This window comes from Govania unica, assembly GCF_027920805.1.
GTDB lineage: Bacteria > Pseudomonadota > Alphaproteobacteria > Sphingomonadales > Govanellaceae > Govanella > Govanella unica.
Genome location: NZ_JANWOI010000003.1, coordinates 310,754 through 336,421, shown reverse-complemented (window position 1 = coordinate 336,421; position 25,668 = coordinate 310,754). Strand labels below are relative to the sequence as shown.

General features: G+C 59.3%; 20 protein-coding genes. 12 read left to right on the top strand and 8 right to left on the bottom strand.

Annotation, left to right across the window (positions count from 1 at the left end; translation table 11 throughout):
• Positions 1-7 precede the first annotated feature (7 nt).
• The 6 genes from NYP16_RS09375 to NYP16_RS09350 form a co-directional block, all read right to left on the bottom strand.
• Positions 8-2,047 carry a hydantoinase/oxoprolinase family protein gene (locus NYP16_RS09375; protein ID WP_274943872.1) on the bottom strand — a complete coding sequence of 680 codons (2,040 nt, stop codon included), beginning with the start codon at positions 2,045-2,047 and terminating at the stop codon, positions 8-10.
• Between the two features lie 166 nt (positions 2,048-2,213).
• Positions 2,214-2,822 carry a glutathione transferase GstA gene (gene gstA, locus NYP16_RS09370; RefSeq protein ID WP_274943871.1) on the bottom strand — a complete coding sequence of 203 codons (609 nt, stop codon included), beginning with the start codon at positions 2,820-2,822 and terminating at the stop codon, positions 2,214-2,216.
• A gap of 75 nt (positions 2,823-2,897) precedes the next feature.
• A complete protein-coding gene (locus NYP16_RS09365) occupies positions 2,898-3,167 on the bottom strand; it encodes an SEL1-like repeat protein (protein ID WP_274943870.1) in 270 nt (89 codons plus the stop codon).
• Between the two features lie 262 nt (positions 3,168-3,429).
• Entirely contained in the window at positions 3,430-4,125 is a 696-nt protein-coding gene (locus NYP16_RS09360; RefSeq protein WP_274943869.1) for a glutathione S-transferase N-terminal domain-containing protein, read from the bottom strand.
• Positions 4,126-4,313: 188 nt separating this feature from the next.
• The gene (locus NYP16_RS09355) at positions 4,314-4,553 is read right to left on the bottom strand and encodes a hypothetical protein (protein ID WP_274943868.1); all 240 of its coding nucleotides are present in this window, start codon (positions 4,551-4,553) and stop codon (positions 4,314-4,316) included.
• A 291-nt stretch (positions 4,554-4,844) separates the two neighbouring features.
• Complete coding sequence (locus NYP16_RS09350) at positions 4,845-5,510, bottom strand: SOS response-associated peptidase (protein WP_274943867.1); 666 nt, start codon at positions 5,508-5,510, stop codon at positions 4,845-4,847.
• 43 nt (positions 5,511-5,553) lie between these two features.
• On the opposite strand from NYP16_RS09350, the gene NYP16_RS09345 reads away from it, so the two are divergent.
• From NYP16_RS09345 to NYP16_RS09330, 4 genes are all read left to right on the top strand, one after another.
• Positions 5,554-6,063, top strand: a complete 510-nt coding sequence (locus NYP16_RS09345) for an Lrp/AsnC family transcriptional regulator (protein WP_274943866.1) — start codon at positions 5,554-5,556, stop codon at positions 6,061-6,063.
• A gap of 126 nt (positions 6,064-6,189) precedes the next feature.
• Positions 6,190-7,398 carry an ornithine--oxo-acid transaminase gene (rocD, locus tag NYP16_RS09340; protein ID WP_274943865.1) on the top strand — a complete coding sequence of 403 codons (1,209 nt, stop codon included), beginning with the start codon at positions 6,190-6,192 and terminating at the stop codon, positions 7,396-7,398.
• Between the two features lie 13 nt (positions 7,399-7,411).
• Positions 7,412-8,299, top strand: coding sequence for a dimethylarginine dimethylaminohydrolase family protein (locus NYP16_RS09335; protein ID WP_274943864.1), 888 nt, complete (start codon positions 7,412-7,414; stop codon positions 8,297-8,299).
• A gap of 259 nt (positions 8,300-8,558) precedes the next feature.
• Positions 8,559-10,331: a methyl-accepting chemotaxis protein gene (locus NYP16_RS09330; RefSeq protein WP_274943863.1), complete on the top strand. Its 1,773-nt coding sequence runs from the start codon at positions 8,559-8,561 to the stop codon at positions 10,329-10,331.
• A gap of 289 nt (positions 10,332-10,620) precedes the next feature.
• Here NYP16_RS09330 and NYP16_RS09325 read toward each other — a convergent pair whose 3' ends face one another.
• Complete coding sequence (locus tag NYP16_RS09325; RefSeq protein WP_274943862.1) at positions 10,621-11,937, bottom strand: ammonium transporter; 1,317 nt, start codon at positions 11,935-11,937, stop codon at positions 10,621-10,623.
• A gap of 343 nt (positions 11,938-12,280) precedes the next feature.
• Here NYP16_RS09325 and NYP16_RS09320 point away from each other — a divergent pair, with 343 nt between their 5' ends.
• The 8 genes from NYP16_RS09320 (at position 12,281) to NYP16_RS09285 (ending at position 25,279) form a co-directional block, all read left to right on the top strand.
• Positions 12,281-15,025 carry a LuxR C-terminal-related transcriptional regulator gene (locus tag NYP16_RS09320; protein WP_274943861.1) on the top strand — a complete coding sequence of 915 codons (2,745 nt, stop codon included), beginning with the start codon at positions 12,281-12,283 and terminating at the stop codon, positions 15,023-15,025.
• A gap of 251 nt (positions 15,026-15,276) precedes the next feature.
• Positions 15,277-17,505, top strand: a complete 2,229-nt coding sequence (locus NYP16_RS09315) for a TonB-dependent receptor (protein ID WP_274943860.1) — start codon at positions 15,277-15,279, stop codon at positions 17,503-17,505.
• Between the two features lie 164 nt (positions 17,506-17,669).
• Complete coding sequence (locus tag NYP16_RS09310; RefSeq protein ID WP_274943859.1) at positions 17,670-17,984, top strand: cupin domain-containing protein; 315 nt, start codon at positions 17,670-17,672, stop codon at positions 17,982-17,984.
• Between the two features lie 43 nt (positions 17,985-18,027).
• Positions 18,028-20,106, top strand: a complete 2,079-nt coding sequence (locus NYP16_RS09305; RefSeq protein WP_346742515.1) for a hydantoinase/oxoprolinase family protein — start codon at positions 18,028-18,030, stop codon at positions 20,104-20,106.
• 5 nt (positions 20,107-20,111) lie between these two features.
• Positions 20,112-21,785: a hydantoinase B/oxoprolinase family protein gene (locus NYP16_RS09300; protein WP_274943857.1), complete on the top strand. Its 1,674-nt coding sequence runs from the start codon at positions 20,112-20,114 to the stop codon at positions 21,783-21,785.
• A gap of 57 nt (positions 21,786-21,842) precedes the next feature.
• The gene (locus NYP16_RS09295; protein WP_274943856.1) at positions 21,843-23,135 is read left to right on the top strand and encodes a cytosine permease; all 1,293 of its coding nucleotides are present in this window, start codon (positions 21,843-21,845) and stop codon (positions 23,133-23,135) included.
• A 16-nt stretch (positions 23,136-23,151) separates the two neighbouring features.
• Positions 23,152-24,375 carry a metal-dependent hydrolase family protein gene (locus NYP16_RS09290; protein ID WP_274943855.1) on the top strand — a complete coding sequence of 408 codons (1,224 nt, stop codon included), beginning with the start codon at positions 23,152-23,154 and terminating at the stop codon, positions 24,373-24,375.
• 10 nt (positions 24,376-24,385) lie between these two features.
• Entirely contained in the window at positions 24,386-25,279 is an 894-nt protein-coding gene (locus tag NYP16_RS09285) for a DMT family transporter (RefSeq protein ID WP_274943854.1), read from the top strand.
• Here the strand turns inward: NYP16_RS09285 and NYP16_RS09280 are convergent.
• Positions 25,266-25,640 carry an avidin/streptavidin family protein gene (locus NYP16_RS09280; RefSeq protein ID WP_274943853.1) on the bottom strand — a complete coding sequence of 125 codons (375 nt, stop codon included), beginning with the start codon at positions 25,638-25,640 and terminating at the stop codon, positions 25,266-25,268. The genes NYP16_RS09285 and NYP16_RS09280 overlap by 14 nt on opposite strands.
• Between the last annotated feature and the right edge of the window lie 28 nt (positions 25,641-25,668).

The following is a 25,668-nucleotide window of genomic DNA, read 5'->3' as shown; positions in this document are numbered from 1 at the left end:
TCGCTCCTTACGCCGGATAAATCAGGATATTGCCGAAGTGATCCACGTTCCCCACATGGTCCGGCAAAATGAGCGCGGTCGAATCCATCTCGATAACGATGGCCGGTCCGATGACCCTGTCTCCGGCCCGCAATTTCGCCCGGTCGTAAATCACCGCCGGATGCGTTGTGCCCTCGACCCAGATTTCATGATCGCGCAATTTCGCCGCCTGCGGATTGCCATCGCCCTTTGCGATTTCGATCGGCTCCAGACTGGCAGCCTTGCCAAGCGCTACCGCACGCAGATTGATGAATTCATGAATGGTGTCGAGATTGAAGCCAAAGATCCGCATGTGCTCGGCATCGAAAGCTTTCTCGATGGCGTCCACATCGAACCCTTCGATCTCGATCGGCATGGGCAGTTCGAAGCCCTGCCCCTTGTAGCGGATCCCGGCTTCGAAAATATAATCCTGCTCACTGAGCGGCACATCCTCGGCCAAAAGCTCCCGCGCCACTCGCTCTTTCATCTCGGTCAGAACGGCCTGCACTTCGGCATTGCTGGTTTTCTTGAATTCCTTTGAGAAACTTCGCGCCGCTTCATGACGCATGCGCGTGGTGGCGTCCCCTTGCGCGCATAACACGCCCGGACTGTTCGGCACGATCACCGGCCAGGATTGCATGAGCTTGGCCACGGCATTCGAATGCAGCGACCCTGCCCCGCCAAAGCCCATCAAGGCGAAATCACGCGGATCATAACCCTGCTGCACCGACACCAGCCGCAAGGCGCCATACATATTTTCATTCACCACGGCGATGATCCCCGCCGCCGCCTCCATCAGCGTCACGCCGAGACCATCGGCGACCGTCTGCACCGCCACCTGTGCCGCCGCGCGATCGAGCTTGAAAGTTCCGCCCAGCAAATCTTCGGGCAAATAGCCCAGCACCACATTCGCATCAGTCACAGTCGGCTTGTCACCGCCCTGGCGATAGCAGGCCGGCCCCGGCACCGCACCCGCCGACTCAGGGCCCACACGCAACGCCCGCGTCAGTTGCGGCACATGGGCGATCGAGCCGCCGCCTGCCCCCACCGACTTCACATCCAGCGACGAGCTCCGCACCTTCAAATGCCCGACCGACGTATCGCGCGACAATTTGGGCACGCCGTTTTCAATCAGCGCCACGTCGGTGGAGGTGCCGCCCACATCAAGCGTCAACACGTTCTTGATACCGGCGTTCTGCGCCACCCAGGCCGCCCCCGCGACGCCACCGGCAGGCCCCGACATCAACAGATTGACCGGCGCGGTTTCGGCTTTCTCCGAAGAAATCAGCCCGCCATCCGAACGCAACAGATTGAGCCGCCCGCGAAAGCCCGTACCATATAATTGTTCGCGCAGATTATGGATATAAGCTGCCACCATCGGGCGCACGGCGGAATTCGCCACTGTCGTCAGGGTACGTTCATATTCCTGCATTTCCGGCAGGATTTCATGACTGAGCGAAATCGGCAGATTGGGGAAAACCTCGGCGGCAACGACAGCCACCCGGCTTTCCGTCACGCCATTCACATAGGAATTCATCAGGCAAACCGTCAGGGCTTCGATCTTCTCGTCCTTGAGACGCAGAAGATCCGCACGCAATTTGTCCTCATCAAGCGCCCGTACCATGACGCCGTCCGCGCCCATGCGTTCGTCGGCCTCGATGGTGCATTCAAGGGGCGCCATCGGTTCCGGTTTCGGCCAGATGATCCAGCCTGCAAGACCGCCCGGCACGAAGGACCGCGCCACCTGCATGACCTGGCGATATCCCGTCGTCACCACCAAGCCGACTTTCGCCACCTTATGCTGAAGCACCGCATTGGTCGCCACGGTCGTGCCATGAAAAAAAGCCTGCAGGTCCGCCGGTGTGATCCCAGCCCGCGCACAGACCTGACTGGTCCCGCTGATCACGGCCACCGACGGATCATGAGGTGTCGTCGGCACCTTGTCGCGCCAGGTTTCCCCCGTCGTCTCATTAAATAACAAAAGGTCGGTAAAAGTCCCCCCGACGTCACACCCCAAGCGATAGGTCATTCCCGAACGTTCCTTGCTTTTGTGTCTTTGCGCAACATCTCCGCCCTAATTTGTATACAAACTTAGCCGCCACTGTCCATAAGAATGCAAAAAATCCCATAAAAAACCAAAAACGGCCGCAGAATTGTATCCTGCGGCCGCCCTGAATATCCAAATGAGCTTTAATCTATTGAACCAGCCCCTCGGCCTTCATAGCCGCATGCACTGCAGGACGCGCGGCAACCCGCGCCATATAGCTCACGAGATGGCTATAGTCCGACAGGTCGAGCTTTATGAAATTGCTCCAATTGAGAATGGTGAAGGCATAGGCGTCCACAACGCTGAAATGGGCCCCCATGATCCAGTCCTGCGTGGCCAGCCGCTCGTCCAGTTCCTTGAACCGGGTCTGCAAGCGCGCAATCAGAGTCTCGCGCATTTCAGCCGGGGTCTTCGGCGAAAACAGCGGCGCAAAGGTTTTGTGAATTTCGGTGGCGATAAACACAATCCAGGACCGCGTCTGCACACGGTCCAGGCTTCCCACGGCTGGCATAAGCCCGGCAGATGGGTTTTGATCGGAAAGATATTCGATCAGCGACCCGACTTCCGTCACCGTCGCACCGCCATCAAGCACCAGCGCGGGCACATAGCCGCGCGGATTGATGCTGTAATAATCCACGCCGGATTCAGTCTTGTGAGTCCCGAGATCAACCTTCACGAGATCATATTTCAAGCCGGCTTCTTCGGCGACAATATGCGGCGCAAGCGAACAGGCGCCAGGCGTATAATAAAGTTTCATCGACACTCTCCCTTGAGCATGAGGCAAATGAAGTCTGCCACAGCCCGCGAAGCCACGGGAGAGAAATTATAAGCCTCAGTGCTGGCGCATCCACTCCCGCGCCTGCCGCTGAGCTTCAGCGATTTCAGGCGCGGACATGTCGCGCGCGAGATCGGCACGGTCTACCTGCGCCCGGTGGACGCCACGCATGGCTGCGAGATTGAACCATTTATGCGCCTCGATAAAATCGAGCCCAACTCCCTGCCCCGTCGAATAGAGCAGCCCAAGATCATAAAGCGCATCCGCACGCCCCAATTCCGCGGCTGCCCTGCGCTCGGTGATATAGCTGTAATCCATCTGTTCCATCGTCGTCCTCCCGTTGTTCTACGGTCCAATATCGGCAAGGAAGCCTCCCTCCCCCGACCGAGCCATGTTCTGGCAGAACCTATGCTGCTAAGCCGAACTGAATATTTCGTTAATTCGGATTGACTATATGCCTATCCATTCAACCGAAGCCCCAATTCAAAACCTTCATGACAGGAAGCTCAGTTTCGGACAGACATAACAGAACGCGGAAAGGGGCCACCGTGTGACGGCAGCCCCTTTTAAAAACCATAGGTCTCGAAATTCAGGCTTTGGGCGTCACCGACGCAGCCGTCTGGCCGAACAGGATCTTCTTTTCCTCGTCGGTCATCGCAGACCGGCGCAAATCCTTGCCAACCTCAATGGCTTTCTGAACAGGCTCACGTGCGGCAATGCCATCGAACCAGCGCTTCAGATGTTTGAACTCGTCCAGCGCCTGACCCAGTCGCTCGTGACTACGGACCCATGGCCAGGACGCCATGTCGGCGATTGAATAGTCACCGGCCAGGAACTCCCGATCGGCAAGGCGGTGATCCATTACCCCGAGCAGCCGGTTATATTCATTTTCGTACCGCTGGATGGCATAAGGAATAGGGTCTGCCGCGTAGTTCTTGAAATGGCCAAGCTGACCCGCCATGGGACCAAGCCCGCCCACCTGCCAGAACAGCCACTGCAGGACATCGAACCGCGCCCGCGTCTCCGTCGGCAGAAAGCGCCCGGTTTTTTCCGCGAGATAGGTCAGGATCGCACCGGATTCGAAAATCGACAGCGGTCCACCCACAGCCTCATGATCGACAATCGCCGGCATGCGGTTATTGGGACTGATTTTAAGGAAGTCTGGCTTGAACTGATCCCCGGCTCCGATATTCACCGGGATCATCGTATAGGGCAGCCCACACTCCTCCAACATAATGGAGATCTTCCAGCCATTCGGAGTCGGCCAATAATAAAGATCGATCATGAATTGCTCCATATTTGAAAGGGAAAGCCCTGCTCCAAAGCTCAGCTTATCATCCAAACATAAGCCCAGACCATAGATCCAGACATGAAACCCGATCTGAAACCTGACCTGAAACAACGAAAGGACGGCCCTTTCGGACCGTCCTTCGTCAAAGCCTTCAAGTCAGGCAAGCCCGACTACGAAGAAGCTTACTCAGATGGCTTACCATCAGCAGCCGGAGCTTCAGCAGCCGGAGCAGCTTCAGCCGGAGCTTCTGCGGCCGGAGCAGCTTCAGCCGGAGCTTCAGCAGCCGGAGCAGCTTCAGCCGGAGCTTCAGCAGCCGGAGCTTCAGCAGCCGGAGCTTCTTCTTTCTTTTCTTCGCCGCAAGCTACGAGGCCGAGGGCGAGGACTGCAGCGAGGGCGCTGTTCTTCAGCAGTTCTATGTTCATTCCGTCTCTCCTGTCATTCTACTGTCACTGTGTCGGAGCATTTCCGATCGTCGAACTTGGACAAAACCAGCTCGCCCTTTCTTAACGAAAAGGCAAGGACCTGCTTCAGCCTCGTCAGACGCCCCTTTTCCTAAACCAATGACGGCCGCATTGTAACATCAAAAGATAAGAGGTCGATAAGAGATTTAGATGATTGTAATTTTCCCGCATGGGCAGGTCCCCGGGACTGTTGCGACACAGCAGAATACGCGCATCGAATCAACTGCAAATCACCGGCATGAACTTGAAAATCTAAACAAATTCAACGCACTCCGGACCGTCCATGCGTGAATTTCCTATCCTTGGGTGCACAGCGTGCGCAACCAAACCCCGGGACCGATTTAAAGCCGTCAGTTGCTCGACCTTCTCGTCTGTCAGATCCGATTGCATCCAAAGCAGACTTTCCGCCTCCGTCAGCATGACCGGCATACGATGATGGATCATGGCGACCGACTCGTGGGCCTCCATTGTCAGAATGGCTGCCGACAATAAAACCGACCCGTCCGCCGCCCGCCACTGATCCCAGATTGCGGCAAAATACATCATTCCACCGTCGGCCGCAGAGATCAGCCAGGGTTGTTTCAGTGACTCTCTGGTCTGCCACTCATAATAACCGCTGGCCGGAACAACCGCCCGGCGGCGCTCAAAGGACTCGCGAAAAGCCGGTTTTTGACGGATCGTTTCGACACGGGCATTGAACAGGCTCAAGCCGTGATCCGGACCGCGCGACCATTGCGGCACAAGTCCCCAGCGCATCTGGACGGCAGCCAGCGCCTTCAGGCGATTATAGGCGAGCACTGTCACATGCGTCCCTGGCGCGATATTATAACGTGGCCGGACGTCTCGCAACGTTTCACGCAGAATCGGCAGGGACGACGCCACGCCAAGATCACCAGCCAGAGCAAATCGTCCGCACATGCCTCAGACTACCGGATGCAAAAAACAGGGGGGAGACAAAGTCATGCCACAGGTAAAAGTCGACCGGCGAAAAATTGACCGAATCGACCTCAAAATCCTGACCATTCTTCAGCAGAATGCCCGCATCACCAATAAGGAACTGGCCGAACAGGCGGGGCTTTCCGCCCGCCCCTGCCTGGAACGCGTGCGGCGGCTGATGGCGGCGGGCTATGTGCGCAGCCTGAACGCCATCCTTGAGCCGGCGAAATTCGGCAATCCGGTCACCATCTATGCCCATATCGCGCTCGCCACCCAGGAACGCAGGCTCGGCGAACGGTTCGAGGCCGTGATCAGCCGGGTCGAGGAAGCCGTCGAATGTTTCGAAGTCAGCGGCGACGTGGATTACCTCGCCCGCTTCATCTGCCCATCCCTCGACATCTATTACCGGATCACCGCGAGTCTGCTTGAAAACGCACAGATCGGCGTGCGCCGGATCGACAGCACCATCGTCTTGCGCACGGTCACCCCCTGGCGCGGCCTGCCCGCCTCGATCCTTCAGAAGAGTCTCGACTGAGGGCACGACAGATTCTGTCGCCAACCGCCTAAATCCCACCGCTTGCTGTCGCAACCCGGGACGATTTCAGCCCCCGCCCGCCCGCACAACTCCCTAGGATAATTCAATAATCACAGGGAGCAGAACATGACCGCGAGTGATCTCGAAAACCGGTACGGGGCCCATAACTACAAACCTCTGGAAGTGGTCATCGCGCGCGGCGACGGCGTCTGGCTGTGGGATACCGAAGGCCGCCGCTATCTCGACTGCATGAGCGCCTATTCCGCCGTCAGCCTCGGCCATGGTCACCCGCGCATTCTGAAGGCGCTGACCGAACAGGCGCAAAAAGTCGCCGTCATCTCCCGCGCCTTCCGCTCCGACGTGCTCGGGCAGTTCCTTGAGACGCTCTGTCAACGCAGCGGCTTTGATATGGCCCTGCCCATGAACAGCGGTGCCGAAGCGGTCGAAACCGCCATCAAGGCAGCACGGCGCTGGGGCTATGACATCAAGGGCATCGCCGCCGACAAGGCCGAAATCATCGTCGCCGACAATAATTTCCACGGCCGCACCACCACCATCGTCGGCTTTTCTTCAGACGCCGATTACCGCCGTGGCTTCGGCCCCTTCACCCCCGGCTTTCGCAGCGTGCCGTTCGGCAACGCCAAGGCCCTCGAACAAGCCATCACCCCCGAAACGGCTGCCGTCCTGATCGAACCCATTCAGGGCGAAGCCGGGATCATCCTGCCGCCGCCCGGCTATCTGCGCGCCGTCCGCGCCGCCTGCGACAAACATAATGTGCTGCTTATTCTCGACGAGATCCAAAGCGGGCTCTGCCGCACCGGCCGCTGGTTCGCCTTCGAGCATGAAGGCATACGCCCCGACGGCATGACCCTTGGCAAGGCACTTGGCGGCGGCGTGCTGCCGGTCTCGGCCTTCGTCGCCCGCCGCGAGGTGATGGAGGTCTTCACCCCCGGCAGCCACGGCTCGACCTTTGGTGGCAACAGCCTCGCTGCCGCCGTCGGGCTTGAGGCCCTCCGCGTCATGGCAGACGAGCAACTGGCCGACCAGAGCGCCCACCTCGGCCAGCGCATGCTCGACCGTCTGAACCGCATCCGCTCCCCACTGATCCGCGAAGTGCGCGGACGCGGCCTGTGGGTCGGGGTGGAACTCGACGGCAATCTCACCAGTGGTCGCCGCATGGTTGAGGAAATGATGCGGCTCGGTGTGCTCAGCAAGGAAACGCACGAAACCGTCGTTCGCCTCGCCCCGCCGCTTGTCATCACCGAAAGCGAGCTCGACTGGGGGCTCGACCAGTTCGAAGACGCCCTGCATCGCCTTGAACGCAGCGCCGCTTGAAAAGGATCAGCCCATGACGCGCCCAACCTTCATGCTCTGCCCGCCGGATCATTTCGACGTCAGTTATGTCATCAACCCCTGGATGGACCCCGACGACTGGGCCCGTCATCAGGACAGCTACCGCGCCGCCGCCGCTGCGGGCTGGCGGGACCTGGTGCAGGCGCTGCAATCCGCAGGCGCCCGCGTGATCACCCTGCCTGCCGCAGCTGGCGTTCCGGACATGGTCTTTACCGCCAATGCCGCCGTGGTGTTGAACGGCATCGCCCTTCTCGCGCGCTTCCGCCACCGCGAACGGCAGGGCGAGGAACAGCATATCCACGCCTTTTTCAAAACACTTTTGGCCAAGGGCGATATTGACCGTATCGTCACCCCACCCGCCGGCCTCACCTTCGAGGGCGCAGGCGACGCCGTATGGGATGCCGCCCGCCGCCTGATGTGGATGGGCCACGGCCCGCGCACGGACGTCGCCATGGCCCGGGTGCTTGAGACGACCTATGACGTCCGCGTCCTGCCGCTCAAACTGGTGGACCCGCGCTTTTATCATCTCGACACCGCGCTTTGCGTGCTGTCGGGCGGCGAGGTGCTTTATTATCCCCCGGCCTTCGATGCCGCATCGCTTCGGGTCATCACCGACACCATTCCCGCCGCTCAGCGCATCGTCATCTCCGACGCCGACGCCACCCTGATCGCGGCCAACGGCGTCTGTATCGAGCGGACTTTTATTTCAGGCGGCATGACGCCTGCGCTCAAAACAACACTCGAAGCACGCGGCTACACTATTCTTATCCCCCGCATCAGCAGCTTTGCCAAAAGCGGCGGGTCAGCCTATTGCCTCACCCTGCGGCTCGACCGCCGCAACTGGATCATGACCGCCGAGCCGCCCTTGATCGCCGCCCAATAATCCACCCGCCACTCGTGATTCGAGTGGACTTGGCCATATCCACACGCATGGCGAGAATTCAAAGACATATAAAAATACATTCACCAGGACATATGAAGCCCCGTGAAAACAACCGTTTAAATTTCACTTAATTAATAGTTACGGCCCTTGGCGGATCTGTAATTATTAATTAACGCATTGCAGCCTAATGGCTTCACGAAGCCAACTGCCCTCATAGCAGCAGGCGAAGTCAAATTTTATGCACCTCACGAGGATTGCAATGCAAATTCTGTCTCGAATTAAACTCGCCCCCAAAATCTTTTTTGTCGTTGCGTTGTTATCTCTCGTAGCCATGGTCATCGCCATCATCGGCATCACCACGATGAACAAATATGACACTATGGTCGACGACTCCGCCGGGGCCACCAAGCGCGCCCTTTATGGGGAAAACACCAATGCCATGATTTATGCGGTCGTCATGGACTCGCGCGGCATCTATATGTCGAACGAAAGCAGCGAAGCCGAAAAATACGCCAAGGGCATGGAAGTCTCCCTGGCCAAGATCGAAAAAAACATGGCCGCCTGGCAGGCAATCCTGCCGGCAGACAAGCAGGCAGCGTTTGTCGATCTGAATGAAACGGCCAAGAAATTCATGGAATTCCGCAGCGAGATGGTCCGCATCTCCCGGACCGACGGTCCGGCCGCCGCCCGCGTTTGGGGCGACAATCCCGAAAACCGCGCCAATCGCACCAAACTCAACGAGTTGATGGCCGCCGAAGCACAGAAGATCGCCGCCGAGGTCGAGCACAATACTGAAGAACTCACTCTCTATTACCAAAGCGCCCTGACCAGCATGCTGACGATCACCATCATCGGTCTCGGTGCCGGGATCGGGCTTGCGCTTTTGATCGTTATTGGCGGTCTGACACGCCCGCTCAACAGCATGACTGCAACCATGGGCTCGCTCGCCGCCGGTCACCTCAAGATCGACATCGAAGGCATCGAGCGCGACGACGAAATCGGCGACATGGCCAAGGCACTCGCGATCTTCAAAGAATCCATGATCAAAAATCAGGATTTCACCGAAGAAACCCGCCGCCAGACCGACGAAATCAAACGCCAGTCCGAAGCCACCGAACGCCAGGCCGCAGAAATCCGCGAAGCCTCCGCCGAAATGGCCCGTCAGTCCGAAATCCAGTCCAAGCGCGCAGCAGTGCTTGATCAGCTGGTGGTCGAATTCAACGACAATGTGGATGTGGCCCTCAACTCGCTTGGCACCGCGGCCCGCGACATGGACCAGACCTCGACGCTTATGAAGGCTTCGGCCGACCGCGCCGCCGGACAGTCGACCGCCGTCGCCAGCGCCTCGGCCCAGGCCAGCGCCAACGTGCATACGGTGGCCGCCGCGTCCGAGGAAATGAACAGTTCGATCCTCGAAATCGGCCGTCTTGTGATCGACGCCTCGCAAATCGCTGGACGTGCGGTGACCACCGCCGACAAGACCTCGGGCACCATTCTGGCGCTCTCGGATTCGGCGGAAAAAATCGGCGCCGTCGTGCAAATGATCAACAGCATCGCAAGCCAGACCAATCTTCTGGCCTTGAACGCCACCATCGAAGCGGCCCGCGCCGGGGAAGCCGGCAAGGGCTTTGCCGTGGTCGCCTCCGAAGTCAAATCGCTCGCCAATGAAAGCGCCAAGGCCACCGAGGAAATCAGCGCGCAGATTTCACGGGTTCAGGACGAAACCGAAGGCGCCGTCGCCGCCATTCAGGAAGTTTCCGGGATCATTCACCAGATCAACGAAATCGCCGCCACCATCGCCGCCGCCGTCGAAGAACAGGGTGCCGCCACCCAGGAAATCGCCCGCAACGTTCAGGAAGCGGCCAAGGGCACAAGCGAAGTGTCCAGCAACATCGTCGGCGTCAACAGCGCCGTGACCGAAACCCGTTCGGAAGCCGACAAAGTCTCGGTCACCGCCCAGCATCTCAAATCAAACGCCGATCAGCTGCGCACCCAGATCGACAACTTCCTGGCCCGCGTCAAAGCCGCCTGAGCCACGTTGCAGCACCCCAACCAAAGGCGGCCCCATTCCGGGCCGCCTTTTTTGTTGGCGACCTTCCTTATTGTCGCCCCTCATATTGTCATTGCCGGGCTTGACCCGGCAATCCATGGTGCAACAGGCGAAACGGCGGCCAGATGGATTGGCGGGTCAAGCCCGGCAATGACAATAAGGGAGAATGTCACCCCAAGTTCCTCTACCCACCCCACAAAAAAACCGTCCGGCCGAGACACCCCGGCCGGACGATAAAGTCACTGTAGAAAGGTAGTGTCCGAAGATCGTATCAGCTAACGCTCTCCCCATGAAGACGAATATCCAGGCCTTCGCGTTCACTGTCGCCGGGGACCCGCAGTCCGACCAGCCGATCGATAATCTTCAGAATGATGTAAGACCCCACTCCGCTATAAATGATCGTGGCGAGCACGACGGACAGCTGAACCACCACCTGCCCGCCATTGCCTTCAAGCAACCCCATGGACGCGTCGCCACCCATGATCACACGGGTCGCGAAAACCCCGGTCAAGATCGCGCCGACGATCCCGCCGACGCCGTGAACGCCGAACACATCAAGGCTGTCATCATAGCCGAACAACCGCTTGACCCATGTCGTGGCAAAGAAACAGACAGCCCCGCCCGCAAGACCAATCCAGAACGCGCCGACCGGCGTCACATAGCCAGCCCCCGGCGTGATGGCTACAAGACCGGCCACCGCCCCCGTCACCAGACCGAGCAACGAAGGCTTCTTATGGCTGATCCATTCAGCGGCCATCCAGGCGAGAGCGGCCGTGGCGGTCGCCACCTGCGTCGTCACCAGCGCCATGGCCGCGCGCCCATCCGCCGCATAGGCTGAGCCACCATTAAAGCCGAACCAGCCAACCCACAGCAGCGCCGCCCCGATCACCGACAGCACCAGATTATGCGGCGCCATATTCTCAACACCGAAGCCCACACGCTTGCCGATCACGATGCAGGCCACCAAAGCCGCAACGCCCGAATTGATATGAACCACCGTGCCGCCCGCGAAATCAAGCGCGCCCATGGCAAAGAAAAAGCCCGACTCCGACCAGACCATATGCGCAATCGGCGCATAGACCACAAGCGACCAGGCGGCCACAAACAGCATAGCGGCCGAGAATTTCATCCGTTCCGCCACCGCACCGAAAATCAGCGCTGGCGTGATGATGGCAAAGGTCATCTGAAACAGCATAAAGGTGGCTTCGGAATATTTTCCGCCCGAAGCCCCTGTGAGCCCGGCCACCGTCAGCTTGTTCAGAAACAGATTGGATAGATCGCCGACAAACGGCCCCGTGCCGCTGAACGACAAGCTGTAACCGATCACGAACCACAACAGGCTGATCAGACAGGTGATGGCAAAACTTTGCATCAGCACCGACAGCACGTTCTTTTTCCGCACCATACCACCATAAAACAAGGCAACGCCCGGAATGGTCATCATCAAGACCAAAGCCGTACAGACCATCATCCAGGCATTGACGCCGCTATCGAGCACCGGCGCGGGGGCCGCCATCGCCGCTCCCGCCACAAGCACCGTCCCCGTAAACGTCAGACCGGCAAGCCCGGCTTTCCTCATATATGTCATCGGACATCTGCTCCCCGAACAGGCTTGATGCTTGCGACGTTGAATTTCATCTCAGTCTCCCTGTGACTACGCGGCTGATCTTTTCCTATCAAAAATCATGCCGAAGCTGCGGCACCCTGGAATCACAGGATTTTCTGTGAAAAGTCCGGAATCCGCCCTCACCGAGCCCGTATTTTTCGCCTAAATTTTAGCCACTCACTTTCACTGCCTATTTTTTAATCAATCAACCGTCCGCTTACAGGAATTGACGGAACCGCTTCCATAGGAGATTGAACTGCTCTAATTTCAAAAAGCTCGGACATGGACCGAGGCCTAAGATCTTTATCAGTGAGTGCTCCAACCAATGCCGCCTGTCGTAGGGGCCGATCTTTCAAATCACCGCCAAAGCTGGCTGACCCGGGCCAAACTTGAGGCCCCACGGCAACAGATCGCCCTGATCGACCGTCCTCGGCTGCTGACTGTCCTTGAGCATGCCCTGACCCGCCGCCTGTGCCTTGTGGCCGCGCCGGCTGGGTTTGGCAAAACCACCCTGCTTGCACAATGGCGGGCTGAACTGATCAAACGCGACATGTCGGTCGCCTGGCTGACGCTGGATGAAGACGACAACGAAACGCGGCAGTTCCTGTGCTATGTCATTTTCTCCCTGTCGGCGGCGGGGGTGGACACCGGGCGGCTTCTTGGGCTTGCGGAACAGGGCCTGCTCGAAACGCCCCTTCAGGCGGCGCTGGCCGCGACACTTGAGGCCATTGCCCAATCGCCACGCCATGTGGTGCTGATGCTCGATGACTATCATCGCGCCGAAACCGACGAGATTAACAACCTGTTGAAACGTCTGGTGGACAATGGGCCGGACAATTTCACGCTCATCGTCAATTCCCGCCTGAGACCCACCCGCAGCATCACCCAAAGCCTCGCGAGCGGCCACGCCATGGAAATCGGCCCTGAGTCTCTGCGCTTCTCCATGGCCGAAACCCGCGCCGCCTTTGACCCCCTGGTCAGCGACAGCCAGCTTGAAATGCTGTTCCTGCGCACGGAAGGCTGGGCCATGGCCATCCAGCTCGCCCGCCTCGCCAGTGCCGGAGACCGCGCCGAAGGACAGGTTTTCGGAGAGTTTCGCGGCCAAAGCGGCCTTCTCGCAAGCTACCTCGCGGAACAGGTCCTCACCCGGCTTCCGGAGGAGCTGCAGAATTTCCTGATGTTCAGTTCGATCTGCGAACGCTTCACCGCGTCCCTTGCCAATGCCCTGACGGAACGTGAGGATGCCTGGGATCTCCTGCAGCAGCTGGAGCCGCTGCGCGCGCTCCTTGTACCGCTCGACGGTGAATGGTTCCGTTATCACCATCTGTTCGCGGACTATCTGCGGGACAGTCTGAAACGCCGCCATCCCAGCGAATTGAAGCCCCTGCATCTGCGCGCCTCACGCTGGTTCGAACAGAACGGCCTGGTGCCCGACGCCGTGCGCCATGCTCGCCTCGCCGAAGACTACGACCGCTGCGCCCGCTTGATTGAAAACGCCGGGGCCTGGGAATTGATTCTGTTCGGCGGCATTGGCTATCTCAGCAATCTGCTGCGCAATATTCCCGACCGGGAGATGGCGCGCTTTCCCCGCATTCAGGTCGCCCGCGCCTATCTTGCCATAAAGCAGGGCCAAATTCTCGAAGGCCGCCGCTATCTTGAAGACGCCCTCGCCAATCCCACAACGGCTCAGGCTCAGGCTGACAGCACACAGGGACTCGGCCGCGATCTCCTCAATGTGACCGCCATGCAGGAGGTTTACGAAGACCGCTGGACCGACGAAGCGAGCCTCGATCGCATCACCCGAATGATCAACACCACGCCTGACACAGATGCCGTCTCACGCGGCGTGCTGCTCTGTTCCAAGATCATCAATTATCTGGCGCTCGGCAGACTTGAAGACGCGCAGGAGACCTGCCAGGTCGCCACCCGCGCCATGCGTCAGGGCAACAGCGTCCTTGGCATCAATTACTGTTATCTTCATTCCGGCATCATTGCGCTTTACGGCGGAAAACTGCGACTGGCCGAAGCCAATCTGTGGGAAACCCAGCGCATGGCCGAAGAAAATTTCGGCGCTGACAGCGGCCTCAAGGCACTTGCCGACATCATGCTGAACAGCCAGCTGTTCTGGGCGGGCGAATGGAAAGAAGACAATTTCGAAAAATTCCAGGACGCCCTGCAATATGCCGAACTTTATGACGGCTGGTTCGAGATTTTCGCCACCGCGCTCGACGTTGAAATGTCCGCGGCCTTGTTGCGCCAGAATCTGGACGCGGCCGACACCGCCATCGACCGCACCCAGCAACTGGTCGACACACGCGGCGGACAAAGACTTGGCAAAATCGTCGAAGCCTGCCGATTGGCCGTGGCCCTTGCGAGACAGGACGACAGCACGACTCGTGCCCTGGCTGAACGGCTCGAAGCAAGCTTCCCGCTCGAATGCTGGAAAAGCCAGCCGCAGCTTTGGCGGCCCTATCAGACTGTGGCACCCTTGCTTGGCCTCTGGACCGCGCAGCGGGATCGCGCCCGTGGCTTGCGCATTCTTGATGATCTTGTCGCCTGTTGCGAGCATATCCGCAGCGATTTCTATCTGATCCGGGCCCTGATCGCGCGCGCCCAGCTGCTCGACCTCTCAGGCCAGCGCCCGGCGGCTCTGACGGATCTCTTGAGCGCGCTGACGATTGCCGCACCGGAGAAAATCCGCATGCCGTTCCGTCTCGCGCGCGGGCTTCACCCGCTTCTCCATGCCGCGCAGAAAAAAGCCCGTGAAGACGGCACCGATCTGGTGATCATGCGCTTTATCTCCACCTGTCTCGAAAGCGCCACCGGGGCCGATCAGAGGCTGGCCCAGGCAGAGGCGGCGAATATCTTCAGCACGCGCGAATATGAAGTGCTGCTTGAACTCACCCACGGACATTCCAACAAGGAAATCGCCCGCACCCTCGATCTGACCGAACATACGGTCAAATTTCACCTGCGTAATATTTTTGTAAAATTAAAGGTGGATAAGCGTACGGACGCCATCGCCGCAGCGACGCGCTTGAAGCTTGTGCCCGATACGACACGGTTTTGAAATAAAATTACAATGACCTGACCGCGTGGTTAGGTTTAGCGGCCGTGCTTTCACCTCCACCTACCCATCGCGAGCCCCCTGGTTAGCCGTCCACCAGGTTGAAACCGGCTCCGCCATCCCTGACCATTCAGATACTGCCCAATCCGGGTGATCAATATGGCGAAAAGCCATTTGGGTGATGCATTGCGCTGTCAATCTGCGCAAGCACTCCTGGTCTTCCGGACCATCGTACTCAGTGAGGAAACTACACGATGTCAAAACTACTTCCTTTCGTGGGCGCCACGGCAATTTGCGGCATTCTGTCCGCATTCCCTGCTGTCGCCCAGACTGCTCCGGAAGCTGCTCCCGCTGCATCAAGCATGGGTTTTGAAGAAATCGTCGTCACCGCTCGTATGCGCAATGAAACGCTACAGGATGTGCCGCTGAGCGAAACCGCTTTCACCGCACAGAACATTGCTGACGCGCGTATCGAAGGCGTCCAGGATTTCATCGCCCTGACCCCGAACCTGTCGATCATCCAGTCGCAGAACGTCGGCAACGCTTTCATCACCATTCGCGGCATCAGCCAGGTGCGTAACGGCGAAAGCCCGGTTGCGGTTGTTGTTGACGGCGTGCTGCAGGTCAACCCGAACCAGCTCACCCAGCAGATGTTCGACCTTCAGCTGATCGAAGTTCTGCGCGGCCCGCAGGGTGCTTTGTATGGCCGCAACGCCACCGGCGGCGCCATCCTGATCACCACCAAACAGCCGACCAATAACTTCGAAGGTTCCGCAAACGCCGGTATCGGCCGCGGCAACGAATGGCAGCTTGGCGGCACCGTCAGCGGCCCGATCGTCGAAGACAAATTGCTGTTCCGTCTTGGCGCGCGCTATTCCAAGCGTGACGGCTATTTCCACAACACCACCACCGGCGATAAAGTCGACAACTACGAAGACTTCTCCGCCCGCGGCATGCTGAAGTGGAACGTCACCGAAAACCTGACCGCTGATGTCCGTGCAAGCGTTGCCCGGGCCAATGGCGGCGCGCTCAATTACGTGTTCCAGCCGGCAATTCTTGACGCCAATGGCGCCAACAGCGGTTTTGATTTCACCAAAGGCGACGCCAACGACGTCACCCGCACCTTCACCGCGAACAACCGCGGCTACAACAACCGCAAGATCGACGAACTGTCCCTGAAACTGGACTATGACGCCGATTTCGCCACCTTCACGTCGATCTCGTCCTACAATAAGCTGAATGAACGCTCGCTCGGCGACATGTTCCCCTACACCGCTTCGGCGAACCCGGCTTATTTAACCGACGGCACGCAGACTCAGTATCTTGATGTCAAAGCCTGGAGCCAGGAATTCCGCATCACGTCGAAGGCCGATCAGCGTCTGCGCTGGATGGCTGGCGCTTACTATCTCGACACCAAGCGCTTCCTGTCCTCGACCACCGGCGACGATCTTGGTCTCGGCATCGTGCAGGTGGAGCGTCACCCGCTTTTTGACAGCACCATCAACCCGACCGCAACCTTCTTCGCCGATGACAACCACAACAAGGCCTGGGCCGTATTCGGGAACGTCGCTTACGACATCACCGACACGCTCGAAGCCTCCGTTGCCGTGCGTTACGACAAAGACAACCGCACCCAGGTGGTGTCGGCTGAACAGTTCAGCGGTCTTCCGGGCGTTGGCGTACCGGGTTCCGTGAACAAGGCCTCGTTCGACAAATGGCAGCCCAAGGTTACCCTGCGCTACCATCCGCTCGACAACTTCCAGATCTATGGCTCCTGGGGCCAGGGCTTCCGCAGCGGCCAGTTCAACCAGAACGGCGTTGGCATCATCGCCGGCCTGAACGGTCTCGCTGGCGTGAGCGACATCGTGCCGCAGGAAAATACAGAAACCTGGGAACTGGGTTCGAAAACCGAACTGCTTGACGGTCGTCTGCGCCTCAATGGCTCGGTCTTCCACACCAAGGTTCAGGGTCAGCAGTATTTCGTATTCGTCGGCGCTGTGGGCGCTCAGGTGCTCGTGAGCATCGACGAAGTCGAACTCTACGGTGCAGAACTCGAAGCCATGTATCGTGTGGCGGAAGGTCTTGATGTCTTCGGCGGCGTTGGTTACACGCACAGCAAGATCAAGGACTATGCCATCGATCCGACCCTCGTCGGCAACAAGGCGCCTTATGTCCCTGAATATTCGGTCAACCTCGGCGCTCAGTATCGCGTGCCGCTGACCTCGAGCGTCGGTCTCTTCAACCGCGTCGATTATCAGCGTATCGGCAAGCAGTACTGGGATCCGGAAAACTCGACCGCCCGCAAGCCTGTTGACCTCGTCAACCTGCGCGTCGGCGTCGAAGACAATGACGGCAAATGGTCGCTCATTGGCTCGATCGAGAACCTGTTCGATAAGGAATACAACTCCGAGTATGTCTCGGGTGGCTTCGCACATGCGGCCCTGCCGCGTGTATGGCGTCTCGACGTGAAATACAACTTCTAAGAGAACACTTGCGGCCTTCACCCTCCCCCCGGTGTGGAGGCCGCAAGATGAGAAGGTGACCGCTGGGACGTACCCTCCCCCCTGTCGTCCCAGCGGGCCCTTCACTTTAAAAGCGCATAAACTTCAATCAAAGCCTGCAAAGGCCGCGTATCCGGAGTATTGTGATGCAGATAAAAAAACTGGACTTGGGGACTGACGAATTTTCAGTGACAACGCTCACTGAACTGCTGCCAGAAGGCAAAGGGCGCCTCAAGATCGGGACGGCGACCTTCCCCAAAGGCAAGAGATACCCGGAAACGGGCTTGGCGCCGCACGCGGAACGGGAATTTTCCCTTGTTCTCGAAGGGGCGCTCGACATTGAAACGGCAGACGGAATCCGTCGCGCCGCCGCCGGCGAGGTCATCATCATGAACCCCGGCGAGCCTCATGCGTCCCTGGCGCTTGAGGACAGCAAAGTATTTTACGTGCTTTTCGGCTGAGCGAGCCGATATCGACATACCTAACGGAGACGGACACATGGCAATGCGTGCTGCAAGTGACGTAGGCGGTACATTTACCGATCTGGTCTATTACGCCTATGACCCCGCGACGCAAACCTGCGCCGAGGTTAAAACCGCCAAGGCCGACACCACCCCGCCGAATTTCGAGCAGGGCGTCATGAATGCCATGAAAAAGGTCAACCTCGACCCGAGCGAACTTGATTTCTTCGCTCATGGCTCGACCGTCGTCATCAATGCCCTGACCGAGCGCAAGGGCGTCAAAACCGCCCTCATCACCACACGCGGTTTCCGCGATGTGCTTGAAATCGCACGCGGCAACCGCCCTGACCTGTTCAATTTCAATTTCCGCAAGCCAAAACCCTTTGTCGAGCGGCACCTTCGCGCCGAACTGACCGAACGGGTGAACTACAAGGGTGAACTGCGCACCCCCGTCGATCTCTCCCCGCTCCCCGAGCTGCTCGCCTATTTCAAGGCCGAAGGGGTGCAGGCCATCGCTGTCTGTTTCCTTCATGCCTACCTGAACCCGGACAACGAAGCCCTGACCATCGCCCGCATCAAGGAGCTATGGCCCGAGGTTTCAGCGCTGGCGTCCCACGACATCAGCCGCGAATGGCGCGAGTATGAGCGCACCAACACCACGGTGCTGTCGGCCTATGTGCATCCGATCGCCAAGAAATACATCGAGTCTCTCGAACAGAAACTCAAAGACGGCGGCTTCACGCAAAAGCCCTATATGATGCAATCGAACGGCGGCATCGCCACCGTCGAAGCAGCTAAGAACAACCCCATCACCATGGTCGAATCCGGCCCGGCCAGCGGCATCTATGCCGCCGCCCATCTTGGTCTTGAAATCGGTGAAAAGAACCTGATCGTTCTCGACATCGGCGGCACCACGGCCAAATGCACGCTGATCGAAAACGGCGAAGTCAAAGTCACCACCGAATATTACATCGAAAAAAGCAACCGCAACCCTGGCTATCCGATCCAGACTCCGGTGTCTGAAATTGTTGAAATCGGCAACGGCGGCGGCTCCATCGCCTGGGTTGACGAGGGCGGCAAGCTGCATGTGGGCCCGCAGTCCGCAGGCGCCATGCCTGGTCCGGCTGCCTATGGCCGTGGCGGTACCCGCCCGACGACCACCGACGCCAATCTGGTCCTCGGCCGCATCGATCCGAAGTCCTTCGTCGGCGGCGAGGTCGAGCCTGACATGAAAGCGCTCACCACAGCCTTTCAGCCGCTTCAGGACCGCCTGCAGATGTCGTTGCAGGAACTGGCGCGCGGCGTGATCCGCATCGCCAACGCCAACATGACCAACGCGCTCCGTCTCGTGTCCACCAACAAGGGCTATGACCCGCGCGACTTCACGCTCATCGCCTTTGGTGGCGGCGGCCCCATGCATGCGGTGGCTTTGGCCGAAGACCTGAAGGTGCCGAAAGTCATCGTGCCCGTGAACTCGGCCGTATTCTCGGCCTGGGGCATGCTGTTGACCGATCTCCGTCGCGATTATCTGCAGACCCGGCTTCTGAATGTCACCGCCGACAGCGGCAAGGACATCAAAACCGGCTTCCACGAGATGGAAGCCCGCGCCCGTGACGATTACGCCCGCGACGGCGTAGAGTCCGGCACAGGCGTGAGTTATGATTACTTCCTCGACATGCGCTATCAGGGTCAGGAACATACGGTCAAAGTGACCTGCCCCTTCAACGCCGATGGCAGCGTCAATATCGATGGCGCCATCGAACGCTTCCATGAAGCCCATGAAAAGCGCTTCACCTATCGCCTCGACAACAACGTGCAGGTGGTGAACTTCCATCTCGTCGCCAAAGTCGAAGTGCCAAAGCCCGAGCTTGTGAAAAAGACCGCCACCGGCGCCGACATCAAAACCGCCGTGCGCGAAACCCGCCGCGTCGATTTCGATGAACATGGCACCCATGACGCAACCATCTATGACGGTTTGAAGCTTGAACCCGGCATGGAATTCTTCGGTCCCGCCGTTATTCAGGAACCTTCGGTGACCCTCGTCATCTCCCCCGGCCATCGCGTGACGGTGGACGACTACGGCAATTATCACGTCCATATCCTGGGCATGGAAAAGGCATAAAGATCATGGCATCGGATCTCTTTACCACCGAAATCATCAAGGATAGCCTCGTTGCGCTTGGCGACGAGATGTTCAACGCCATGATCCGCACCAGCATGAGCCCGATCATCTATGAAACCACCGACTTCGCGGTCGGGGCGACGGATGCCAAGGGCAATCTGCTGGCACAGGGGAACGGCGTCACCGGCTTCCTCGCGACGCTTGATACCTGCGTCCAAAGCACGCTTGAACATTACCCCAATCCGGGCGACATCAAGCCGGGTGATATCTTCATCACCAACTCGCCTTACGAAGGCGGCGGCACCCATCTGTCGGACGTGCTGATTGTGTTGCCGGTGTTCCATGACGATCTGCTGATCGCCTTCACCGTCAACAAGGCCCACTGGACCGAAGTCGGCGGCGCACGCCCCGGCAGCGTGTCGACGGAATCCACCGACATCTTCCAGGAAGGTCTGCATTTCCGCTTCCTGAAGCTTTACGACGAAGGCCGCATCAACAACGTCCTGGTGCAGATGATCCGCGACAATGTGCGTCTGCCCGACAGCACGCTCGGCGATATGCATGCGGGTGTCGCGGCTGCCAAGGTCGGCGCCAAGCGCATTCTGGAGCTTGTTGAAAAATACGGCCGCGAGCCCTTGCTGGTCGCCATGGACGAGCTTCTCGACTATGGCGAGCGCATGACCAAGGCCGAACTCGCCAAGCTTCCGAACGGCGTTTATACAGCTGAAGACGTGGTCGAAGACGACGGCCTCGGCAACGGTCCGTTCGTGGTCAAGGTCAAGGTGACGATCACCGACGACAAGATGATCGCCGACTTCACCGGCACCAGCCCGCAGACACGCGGCCCGATCAATTGCAGCTACACCGGCCTTGTGACCGGCGCACGCTGCGCCTTCAAGGCCGTGACCAATTCGGACATCCCGGCCAACGGCGGCTGCTTCCGCGCGCTTGAGATCATCTGCCCGCCGCGCACCATCCTCAGCGCCGAAAGCCCGGCCCCGGTCTCGCTTTATTACGAGCCGCTGATCGCCGCCATCGAAACCATGTGGAAAGCCTTGATGCCGATCATCCCGGACAAGCTGCCCACCGGCCATATGCGCAGCGTCGGCGCGACCTTCCTGTCGGGCCTTCATCCCGACAGCAATGACCTGTTCGTCATGGGCGAACCGCTGCTTGGCGGTTGGGGCGCCTCCTACGACATGGACGGCGACAATGGCCAGTTCTGCTGCGCCAACGGCGAAACCTTCAACATCCCGATCGAGCTGGCCGAAAGCCGCTATGGCTTCGAAATCGATCAATATGCCTTCCATGACGACAGCGGCGGCGCGGGCGAATTCCGTGGCGGCAAGGGCGTCGTGCTCGACTACCGCATCACCGCCGACGAAGCCTATCTCACCTATTCGACCACCCGCTATGACAGCCGCCCCTGGGGCATGAACGGCGGTCATGAAGGCTCCCATAACGGGGCCTTGGTCTTGCGCAACGACGGCTCGACCGAAAAGCACACCATGGTCACGGCACTGCGGCTCGCCAAACATGAGGTTGTTCGCCTCACCACCGGCAGCGGCGGCGGTTACGGCGACCCGCTCAAGCGGCCGCGTGACAAGGTGCGCGCCGATCTCAAGAACGGCTATATCACGCCTGATCAGGCGAAAGACCACTACGGCCTCGACGTTTAACGATACCAACCCCTCTCCCTTGCGGAGAGGGGTTTTCTTTGCCGCAAAGGACTGAGGATGAGCGACCCCAAAACCACAGCGGGCGCGGCGGACGATTTTTCCCGTCAGCAAGTGCCCGACAGCGCGACCTATTCCGGCTTCCATATCGCGCTTGTCATCATCAGCGGCACCATCGCCATTCCGGCCTTCATGATGGCGGCGCAGATCGGCAATGCCATTGGCCTCAGCGACGGCATCAAGGCCTTCATGCTCGGCTGTCTCGTGCTCGGCTCCATGGGCGCGCTCACAAGTTATGTCGGCAGCAGATCGCGCTATTCCACCTATATGCTGACGGCCTTCGCCTTTGGCCGCTCGGGTGCGAAGCTGGTCAATCTGGTCATTGCCCTGGTGCTTGTGGGCTGGTTCGGCGTGCTTGGATATGTGTTCGCCCAAGCCGCCCATCAAACCGTGCTCGACCTGTTCGACCTCTCAGTTCCGCTTTGGGTCTTCATCATCATCGGCAGCGGCCTCAAGGTTGCAGTGACCATTGCAGGCTTCAAGGGCATCGATATTCTGGCCCGTTTCCTCGTGCCGCTTCTTGCTCTGTTGCTCGGCTACGCGGCCTTTCTGTCCTTTGACAAAATCCCAAGCTGGTCCGCACCGGGCGGCCTGCCGACCATGACATTTTCCATTGCCGTCTCCGCCGTCATCGGTAGCTACATCGCTGGCGTCATCATTCAGCCCGACTACAGCCGCTTCGCCCGCAAGGCGAGCCATGCGCTCTGGGCCGCCTTCATCGCGCTTGGGGTGTCCTTCCCGCTCGTACAGTTCCTGTCGGCGGTGCCAAGCGTCGCCACCGGCCAGCATGACCTGATCATCATCATGATCGCGCTGGGCATTGGCGTGCCTGCGTTCCTTCTGCTGCTGCTTAGTTCCTGGTCAAGCAATGTGCTCTGTCTCTATTCCTCGGCGCTGTCGCTTTCGACCATTTTCACCCGCGCGCATCTGTGGCAGATCACGCTTGGCATCGGCATTGTCGGCACCATCCTGGCGCTGTTCAATGTGGAGCAATATTTCATCAGCTTCCTGGTTCTCCTCGGCGTTGCCATTCCGCCCATTGCCGCCATTTATGTGCTCGACATGTTCATCGTGCGCCGGGGCAACTATAACGAACAGGCCCTCGCCGATGCGCCCGCCATCAATGTCGGGTCGTTTGCCGCCTGGGGCCTTGGCATTCTGGTCGGCTATCTGGCCTCCGAGAATATTCTATCCCTGAGCGGCATCGCCTCCATCGACTCCATCCTTGTGTCTTCGGTCAGCTATGCCCTGTTCAAGTCGCATCATCTTCTGGCGGTCAAGTCACCAGCCTAACCATGAGGACCCGATCATGCCCCGCACGCTCATCACCAACGGCCTGATCTTTGACGGCCACAGCCCCGATCTCATCGCCGATCATTATGTGCTGATCGAAAACGGCCGCATCGCGCGTGTTCGTTCTGGCAAACCGGATGTGGCCGCCGATCGCGTGCTCGATCTCAAAGGCAAGGTTTTGATGCCGGGCCTCATTGACGCCCATTTCCACGCCTATGCGGCCGAAGCCAATATGGGCTTGCTGGAAGAACTCCCGATCAGCTATCTCGCCCAGCGCGCACGTCCCTTGATGGAAGGCGCGCTCAAACGCGGCTTCACCACCGTGCGCGACGCGGGCGGTGCCGATTACGGTCTGTGGCGCGCCATCGAAGAAGGTCATTTCGACGCCCCGCGCCTGTTTTACGCTGGCCGCGCCTTCAGTCAGGCCGGCGGTCATGGCGACAGCCGGGCATCCCATATCGAGCCCTGCGGCTGCGGCATGCGCGGCAATCTGGCCGAGGTTGTGGACGGCGTCGACGATCTTAGAAAAGCCGTGCGCGAGGCGCTCCGTCAAGGTGCCCATCAGATCAAGATCTTCGTCTCCGGCGGCATTTCCTCCCCCACCGATCCGATCTGGATGCTGCAATATTCCGAAGAGGAAATCCGCGCCGTAGTCGACGAAGCCACCCGCCGCCGCAGCTATGTGATGGCCCATGCCTATACGGCGGAAACCATCCTGCGCGGCGTGCGTTGCGGCATTCGCTCGATCGAACATGCGAACCTGATCGATGCCGAGGCTGCCGCCGCAGTGGCCGAGCATGGTGCCTTCGTGGTGCCGACGCTCATCACCTATGCCGCCATCGCCCGCCATGGCAAAGCGCTCGGCGTGCCGCAAATCACGCTCGACAAGCTGAGCGACGTCAAGGATCAGGGCCTGACCGCCATCGAACTTTGCCGCAAGGCCGGGGTCAAGCTCGGCTTCGGCACCGATCTTCTCGGCGACATGCACAAGCATCAGCTCGATGAATTCGAGATTCGCGCTGAGGTTGAAACACCGTTTCAGATCCTCAATTCGGCCACCGCCGTCAACGCCGCCCTCGTCCAACAGCCTGATTTATTAGGCTGCGTGCGTGAAGGCGCCCATGCCGACCTTCTGGTCATTGACGGCAACCCATTGCAAGATGTACGCATTATGGCCCGACCTGAACGAATGGCCCTGGTCATGCGCGGCGGCAAAATCATCGTCAACCACCTGCCGTGAGCTGATCCACATGCATCGTCCTGTCACTGGTCTTTCGCTGATATCCCTTGTTATCGGCGCGTTGATCGTTGGCACGGCTCCGATCTTTGTGCGCTATGCCGATGTGGGTCCGGCGGCCACGGCCTTCTGGCGGCTCGCCGGTGCGGGGATCGCGATCTTCCTTGTGCTCCTGATCACCGGGCGGCGGGCGGCACCCTCCCCCGGCCTTCGCGGCAGCTTGGTGCCCATCGTCGCGGGCGCGTTCTTTTTCGCTCTCGACATGTGGGTGTGGAATGCCTCGATCCACATGATTCCGGTGGCGCGGGCGACCCTGTTCGCCTGTCTCGCACCGATTTATGTGGCGCTTTATACCGTGCTCGTGCTCAAGCAGAAAATGCGGCCCATGGTGGCGGCGGGTTGCCTGCTGGCCCTGACCGGCGCGGCATTCCTCGCCGGTCCCGCGGCCTTTGGCCATGGCGAGGGCGCCATGACCGGCAATATGCTCGCGATCATCGGCGGCATTGGCTATGCAGGCTATGTGATCGGCGTGGCCTCGGCCCGCACCCGGCTCGGCACGCTTGAGGTCATGTATGCGACCTCGCTCATTGCGGCGCTCTGTGTCGTCCCGCCCATGCTGATCGAAGGCACGATCCTGCCCCATACGACAGCAGGCTGGGTCAGCGCCATCGGCCTTGCCCTGTTCTGCCATGCCATCGGTCAGGGCCTGATCGCCTACGCCCTCGCCAATCTGCCCGTGCTCGTCTGCAGCCTCGGGCTGTTATTACAACCGGTCAGCGCTGCCATCCTCGGCTGGATCATCTTTGGCGAGATCATGAGCGACATCGAATTGTTCGGTGCGACGCTTGTGATCTCGGCCCTTGTGCTGGTCAATCTGCCGTCGCGAAAGTCGGTCAGCCCCGCGTGAACTTTATCTTGTCGATAAAGGTCGACCGCCAGTTGTCGCCATGGTCCGTTTCCTGCACCAGCAAATGGTTGAGCGTGATAACCTCCGCACCATCCACGGTCTGCAACTGCCCGACCATGCCGGACACCATATGCCAGTCGGGGTTCTCGCCCTCGGCATGCAGCGGCCGCCAGTGAATGCTGATGGAGACCCCCTGATTATCCGAAACGCTGTGGGGATCGGTCAAACCGATCACACGATAGGTGCCGACCTCCCCCGTGTGCGACGAATACAGCCCAGAAAAAAATCCGGTCTCATCGACCGTGATTTCCATGCGTGATCCATATTCATTAAACCACACGCCGTTCAGTCTGTTCGCCATCGCAGCCTCCTGAAAAAAACCAGCTATC

Bases quoted from the DNA above. Each gene is read 5' to 3' on its own strand.
- NYP16_RS09375 (WP_274943872.1), bottom strand. From the start codon at position 2,047: ATGACCTATCGCTTGGGGTGTGACGTCGGGGGGACTTTTACCGACCTT.
- gstA (WP_274943871.1), bottom strand. From the start codon at position 2,822: ATGAAACTTTATTATACGCCTGGCGCCTGTTCGCTTGCGCCGCATATT.
- NYP16_RS09365 (WP_274943870.1), bottom strand. From the start codon at position 3,167: ATGGAACAGATGGATTACAGCTATATCACCGAGCGCAGGGCAGCCGCG.
- NYP16_RS09360 (WP_274943869.1), bottom strand. From the start codon at position 4,125: ATGATCGATCTTTATTATTGGCCGACTCCGAATGGCTGGAAGATCTCC.
- NYP16_RS09355 (WP_274943868.1), bottom strand. From the start codon at position 4,553: ATGAACATAGAACTGCTGAAGAACAGCGCCCTCGCTGCAGTCCTCGCC.
- NYP16_RS09350 (WP_274943867.1), bottom strand. From the start codon at position 5,510: ATGTGCGGACGATTTGCTCTGGCTGGTGATCTTGGCGTGGCGTCGTCC.
- NYP16_RS09345 (WP_274943866.1), top strand. From the start codon at position 5,554: ATGCCACAGGTAAAAGTCGACCGGCGAAAAATTGACCGAATCGACCTC.
- rocD (WP_274943865.1), top strand. From the start codon at position 6,190: ATGACCGCGAGTGATCTCGAAAACCGGTACGGGGCCCATAACTACAAA.
- NYP16_RS09335 (WP_274943864.1), top strand. From the start codon at position 7,412: ATGACGCGCCCAACCTTCATGCTCTGCCCGCCGGATCATTTCGACGTC.
- NYP16_RS09330 (WP_274943863.1), top strand. From the start codon at position 8,559: ATGCAAATTCTGTCTCGAATTAAACTCGCCCCCAAAATCTTTTTTGTC.
- NYP16_RS09325 (WP_274943862.1), bottom strand. From the start codon at position 11,937: ATGACATATATGAGGAAAGCCGGGCTTGCCGGTCTGACGTTTACGGGG.
- NYP16_RS09320 (WP_274943861.1), top strand. From the start codon at position 12,281: ATGCCGCCTGTCGTAGGGGCCGATCTTTCAAATCACCGCCAAAGCTGG.
- NYP16_RS09315 (WP_274943860.1), top strand. From the start codon at position 15,277: ATGTCAAAACTACTTCCTTTCGTGGGCGCCACGGCAATTTGCGGCATT.
- NYP16_RS09310 (WP_274943859.1), top strand. From the start codon at position 17,670: ATGCAGATAAAAAAACTGGACTTGGGGACTGACGAATTTTCAGTGACA.
- NYP16_RS09305 (WP_346742515.1), top strand. From the start codon at position 18,028: ATGCGTGCTGCAAGTGACGTAGGCGGTACATTTACCGATCTGGTCTAT.
- NYP16_RS09300 (WP_274943857.1), top strand. From the start codon at position 20,112: ATGGCATCGGATCTCTTTACCACCGAAATCATCAAGGATAGCCTCGTT.
- NYP16_RS09295 (WP_274943856.1), top strand. From the start codon at position 21,843: ATGAGCGACCCCAAAACCACAGCGGGCGCGGCGGACGATTTTTCCCGT.
- NYP16_RS09290 (WP_274943855.1), top strand. From the start codon at position 23,152: ATGCCCCGCACGCTCATCACCAACGGCCTGATCTTTGACGGCCACAGC.
- NYP16_RS09285 (WP_274943854.1), top strand. From the start codon at position 24,386: ATGCATCGTCCTGTCACTGGTCTTTCGCTGATATCCCTTGTTATCGGC.
- NYP16_RS09280 (WP_274943853.1), bottom strand. From the start codon at position 25,640: ATGGCGAACAGACTGAACGGCGTGTGGTTTAATGAATATGGATCACGC.